Source organism: Anaerolineae bacterium, from assembly GCA_014360855.1.
Taxonomy (GTDB): Bacteria; Chloroflexota; Anaerolineae; order JACIWP01; family JACIWP01; genus JACIWP01.
In genome coordinates this window covers 1-5240 of the sequence record JACIWP010000215.1, presented here as the reverse complement: position 1 = coordinate 5240, position 5240 = coordinate 1, and the positions used below count along the sequence as shown (strand labels likewise).

The window sequence follows — 5240 nt, the reverse complement described above, 5'->3', positions numbered from 1 at the left end:
CAGGCCGTGCGGCATTCCCTTTCCCGCTGGCAGGGGAAGGAGCATCCCGCAGAGGCGCCGGCCAGCGCGCTTCCCATGCTGTACTGGCTCCTGTTCGGCATTATCTACGCGCTGCGCCTGCCGGTGAACTATCAGCACGGCCGTTACCTTATGCCAATCATTCCGCTGTACATCGTGCTGGGCATGGGCGGCACGGCCCTGCTCCTGGAGCGACTGCGTTCCGGGTACTTCCGCCGGCTTCTGCAGAACGCTTTGCTGTGGGCCGGCCTCCTGCTCACCATCGGCTTTATCGTGCTGGGAGCGCGTGCCTATACGGATGACCTCCGCTTTATCAATGGGGAGATGGTCGCGGTCGCCCGTTGGATCAACGCCCACACGCCGGAAAACGCTCTGATCGCTGCACATGATATTGGCGCCATCGGCTACTTCACCCAGCGCCCCCTGTTGGACCTGGCCGGCCTGATATCCCCAGAGGTTATCCCCATCCTGCGCGATGAAGATGCGCTGTGGGAGTGGCTCACCGCCCATGGCGCACAGTACCTGGTGACTTTCCCCTCCTGGTACCCGCGCATGACCGCTCGGCCGGAACTGGAGCAGGTGTTCCAGACCGATTCGGCCTTCACGCGCGCCTACGGCGAAGACAATATGGCGGTGTACCGCATCCACCCCGCCGGCCAATAATCCCCCTCCTCCGATGCGCTAAACCAGAGGGCCTGTCGGTCTTGTATCCGCTGGTTCCCTGCCGGCCGTCCATTCGTGCGACTACTCATTATGTAATTTTGATTACACAAATAATTCAAATTGTAATCCTAATAACATTCAACAGCCCTCCATCCTGCTATAATGCCATTACTACTTGGGATTGCGGAGGCGAGCCATGAAAGCGATCTGGAACGGTACCGTGATTGCGGAAAGCGATACAACCATCGTGGTAGAGGGGAACCATTATTTCCCGCCGGAATCCGTGCGGAGGGAATATCTCCAGCCGAGCGACACGCACACGACCTGCCCCTGGAAGGGAGTCGCCAGTTATTACCACGTTGTCGTGGGCGATCAGGTGAATCGGGATGCGGCCTGGTACTATCCGGAGCCAAAGCCGGCCGCCAGCCATATCAAAGATTATGTCGCGTTTTGGCGCGGGGTTCAGGTGGTCGAATAAACCGCCCAACATGTGGGAGTGCACAGTTTTGCGCCGGCCCTATACAGAAGGGCCGGCGCTCGCTTTTCCCGAAATTGGCATAGGGCCGGGATTCCGCTATAATGACCCCACATCCTGCATCGGGAGGTGCCGCACATTGGAACTGGCAAGCGAGGGCATGCTTATCCTGCTGGTCAGCCGCGAGCGCAAACAGCGGCTCATCCAGCTCAAGGCCGGCAAGGAGATCCATACTTCACACGGCATCATCCGCCACGATGACCTGATCGGACAGCCGCTGGGGCGCGAGGTGCGCACCCACCTCGGCTATCCGTTCCTGGTAGTAGAGCCCTCCACCGCCGAGCTGGTGCGGCTGATCAAACGCAACACTCAGATCATGTTCCCCAAGGATGTGAGCTACGTCCTCACCCGTTTGAACCTCTTCGCCGGCAAGCGCGTCATCGAGGCTGGCACGGGCAGCGGCGGCCTGACCCTGGCGCTCGCCCGCCAGGTGATGCCCACCGGCCGCGTCTACTCCTACGAGACCAATCCCCGGGCGCAGAAGCTGGCCGCCGCCAACCTGGAACAGGCCGGCCTGCTTCCTTATGTCGAGCTGAAACTGCGCGATATCGCCGCCGGCTTCGACGAATCCGATGTGGATGCCCTCTTCCTGGACCTCCGCCACCCCTGGGAGTATCTCTCCCTGGTCCAGCAGGCCCTCAAGCCCGGGGGATTTTTCGGCGCCATCGTCCCCACCACGAATCAGGTCTCCGCGCTGGTGGACGCGCTTCAGCGCCAGGGATGCTTTGCCTTCATCGAGGTCGAGGAACTGCTCCTGCGGCCCTACAAAGCGGTGCCGGCGCGCCTCCGCCCCACGGACCGCATGGTCGCCCATACCGGCTATCTGGTCTTCGCCCGCCATATCGCCGGCGGCCTGGACCCAAGCTGGGCATGGATGGATCAGCGCAAAAAGGGCCCGTTCGTCGAGGAAGAAGACGAGGACATCTCCTCCGACCTCGAACAGGAAGCAGATGACGAATGACCAGGGCCGGCGCATACATCGAAGCAGTGGGCAATCTGCACATCCACACCCGCTATTCCGATGGGAGCGGCACCCATGAGGAAATCGCCGCGGCCGCGGAGCGCGCCGGCCTGGATTTCATCATCACCACCGACCACAACGTCTTCGTCCCGGACAAAGAGGGCTGGTACGGCCGGGCGCTGGTGCTGGTCGGTGAGGAGATCAACGAGCCACAACCTCCCCGGGCCAATCATTTGCTCTGCTTCCGCATCCGCGAGGAAGTGCGAGATTTTGCCGGCGACGCCCAGGCCTTGATCGACGAGGTCCGCCGGCAGGGCGGCTTCTGCTTCCCCGCCCATCCGCTGGAGCGCCCTTCCCCGCTGATCGGGGAGCCGGCCTTCAACTGGAACCACTGGGACGCCGACGGGTATGCCGGCATCTGCCTCTGGAACTACATGTCCGAGTTCAAATCGTACCTGACCAGCGTGCCGCGCGCCCTGCTGAGCGTCTTCTTCCCGGAAGCCGTGATACGCGGCCCCTTCCCCGAGGCACTGCAAAAGTACGATACACTGCTGGCACACGGCCGCCGGCTCCGCATCATCGGCGGATCCGACGCCCACGCCAACCGCTACTCCCTGGGTCCCATCCCGCTGGTGGTGTTTCCCTACGAGCGCCTGTTCCGCACCGTGAATCTGCACGTGCTCCTGCGCCGGCCGCTGAGCGGCGACCTTCTTGACGACCGGGACACCATTTACGAAGCCATCGAGGCCGGCCGCTCCTTCATCGGCTATCACCGCCTTGGAAACCCGCGGGGCTTCCAGTTCCATGCATCCAATGGCACGATGCGGGCCACGTATGGTGAGACCATCGAGACGGCAGGAACGGTGGTGCTGGAAGCACACTCGCCCCTGCCGGCGCGCCTGCGCCTGATCCGCCACGGCGAGATCGTCGCGGAAACGCGGGGGGAATACCTAAGCTATCGGACAGAACACCCCGGCGCCTACCGGCTGGAGGCCTGGCGTTGGGGATGGGGACGCTGGCGGGGATGGGTGTTCACAAACCCGATTTTCGTGACGGAGGAGGGGCGACAGGCGCCGGCCGGCACAACGTCTGCCGCACTATCATAGTGGGATTGGGATAATGTACCTCATGACCGACGCAACGCCATCCAAAGAGGACCTGAGATCCTTCTGGGAGCGGTTCCCCTGGAGAAAGTGGGGGTTGGCCGCCGGCATCCTGGTCGGGCTGGCACTGTCGGCCAGCGCCTGGCTGGTCCCCCTGCCGGCCCAGGTGCGGGTCGTCCAGTTCATGATCCCACCCTATTCGTATGTCTGCCTAGGGCTGGCGGTCATCGCTCTGACGGAACTTCCCGAGCCGCTTGTACAGCGCATCCTCATGGCTCTGGCCCTGCTCGGCATGACCGTTCTGCACGTCTTCGCCTACGCGGCGGCCGGCCCCCCTCCCCTGCTCATCCTGGGCGTGCAGATGGCCTTTCTCGTCATATGGATCACGCTGAAGCGGCGCTTCCTCTGGACCCTGCTCTGGCTGTTGGAGACGCTGGCCTGGATCGGCACCGCCTGGGCACAGGGGCGTCTGCCGTAACGCTGTGCCCAGGTCAGCGCCGTTCCTTGACGTAACGCTCCTGGTACAGTTTCATAGAGTAGACGATGCGCTCCTTGGCCACCTCCGCCGGCTCCCAGCCGATGGGCTTGGTCCGCACCCCCTCCAGGTCCTTGTACACCTCGAAGAAGTGCGCAACCTCCGATAGGAAGTGTTGGGGAATATCGGAGATGTCATAATATTCGGCGAAAATAGGATCATTGAGCGGGACCGACAGAATCTTATCATCCGGCAGTTCGCGATCCAGCATGCGGAACATGCCGATGGGCCGCGCCTGAATCACACAGCCGGGGAAGGTCGGCTCGTTGATCATGACCAGCACATCCAGCGGGTCATTGTCGTCATAGAAGGTCTGCGGGATCAGACCGTAATCCCCCGGATAGTGCAGGGACGAATACAAGACGCGGTCGAGCCGGATGTAACCCAGGTCCTTGTTGTATTCGTATTTGTTGCGGTGACCCTTCGGGATTTCCACAATGACATTGATGATATCCGGGGCATCGGGCCCCGTCGGCAGTGCATGCCACAGGTTCGTCGGGCTGATCGGCATATCTCACTCCTTTTCACGGGCATTATATGGTCAATATGCGGATGACGCCGGCGGCTGGTCGGCCGAATCCTTCTGTGCGCCCAGGATGATCTGCACGCCGGCGCTGGTTCCCAGGCGGTTGGCCCCCGCCTGGATCATGCGCAGGGCATCGGCATAGGTGCGGATACCGCCGGCCGCCTTCACCCCCATCGCATCCCCCACCACCTGCCGCATCAGCGCCACATCTTCCACGGTCGCGCCTCCGCCGGCGAAGCCAGTGGAGGTTTTGACGAAATCCGCGCCGGCCGCCTGGCTGAGCCGGCAGGCCAGCACCTTCTCCTCCTGCGTCAGCAGGACCGTCTCGATAATTACCTTCACGAGCGCGCCAAGGGCGTGTGCCCGCTCCACCACTGCGCGGATATCACCCTCCACATACTGCCGATCCCCTGACTTGAGCGCGCCGATGTTGATGACCATATCCACCTCGCCGGCGCCCTGGCGGATGCATTCCTCCGCCTCAAAAGCTTTGACTGTGGAGAGTGTCGCGCCGAGAGGGAACCCGATGACCGTGCAAACCTTGACCTCGGAACCCCGGAGCGCTTCCGCGCACAGCCGTACCCAGCATGGGTTCACGCACACGCTGGCGAAATGATGCTCCACCGCCTCGCGGCACAGCTCTAGGATCTGGTCGCGGGACGCCTCCGGCTTCAGCAGGGTGTGATCAATATATCGGGCAAGCTGTTCAACAGACAGTGCGGCCATTGTCCTCTCCTCACCGCGCCGGCCTCACTGCCCGTAGCGCGGGTAAATGGTCCAGGCCGAAGGCGGCCAGTAACACAGCAGTGCTCTGCCGATGATCCGCTCCCGGGGCAGCATGCCGAAATAGCGGGAATCCAAGCTTCCCGGCCGGTTGTCCCCGAGCACAAAGACCTCGT

The 5240-nt window shown here is 62.5% G+C and carries 8 protein-coding genes; 5 read left to right on the top strand and 3 right to left on the bottom strand.

The window, feature by feature from the left end; translation table 11 throughout:
* The 5 genes from H5T60_11270 to H5T60_11250 form a co-directional block, all read left to right on the top strand.
* Nucleotides 1-681: hypothetical protein (locus H5T60_11270; protein MBC7243012.1), on the top strand; the 681-nt coding region annotated here is incomplete at its 5' end.
* Nucleotides 682-877: 196 nt separating this feature from the next.
* Nucleotides 878-1159 (top strand): DUF427 domain-containing protein, encoded by a 282-nt coding sequence (locus tag H5T60_11265; protein ID MBC7243011.1) that lies wholly within the window; start codon nucleotides 878-880, stop codon nucleotides 1157-1159.
* 136 nt (nucleotides 1160-1295) lie between these two features.
* The gene (locus H5T60_11260; GenBank protein ID MBC7243010.1) at nucleotides 1296-2177 is read left to right on the top strand and encodes a tRNA (adenine-N1)-methyltransferase; all 882 of its coding nucleotides are present in this window, start codon (nucleotides 1296-1298) and stop codon (nucleotides 2175-2177) included.
* Nucleotides 2174-3283: a CehA/McbA family metallohydrolase gene (locus tag H5T60_11255; protein MBC7243009.1), complete on the top strand. Its 1110-nt coding sequence runs from the start codon at nucleotides 2174-2176 to the stop codon at nucleotides 3281-3283. The genes H5T60_11260 and H5T60_11255 overlap by 4 nt, the downstream gene beginning before the upstream one ends.
* 22 nt (nucleotides 3284-3305) lie before the next feature.
* Nucleotides 3306-3758, top strand: a complete 453-nt coding sequence (locus H5T60_11250) for a hypothetical protein (GenBank protein MBC7243008.1) — start codon at nucleotides 3306-3308, stop codon at nucleotides 3756-3758.
* 13 nt (nucleotides 3759-3771) lie between these two features.
* On the opposite strand, the gene H5T60_11245 is transcribed toward H5T60_11250, so the two are convergent.
* The 3 genes from H5T60_11245 to H5T60_11235 form a co-directional block, all read right to left on the bottom strand.
* The gene (locus H5T60_11245) at nucleotides 3772-4326 is read right to left on the bottom strand and encodes an inorganic diphosphatase (protein MBC7243007.1); all 555 of its coding nucleotides are present in this window, start codon (nucleotides 4324-4326) and stop codon (nucleotides 3772-3774) included.
* A gap of 30 nt (nucleotides 4327-4356) precedes the next feature.
* On the bottom strand, nucleotides 4357-5067 hold the full coding sequence (gene deoC / locus H5T60_11240; GenBank protein ID MBC7243006.1) for a deoxyribose-phosphate aldolase: 711 nt from the start codon (nucleotides 5065-5067) through the stop codon (nucleotides 4357-4359).
* A gap of 24 nt (nucleotides 5068-5091) precedes the next feature.
* The coding region (locus H5T60_11235; protein ID MBC7243005.1) for a S26 family signal peptidase at nucleotides 5092-5240 on the bottom strand (149 nt) is incomplete at its 5' end.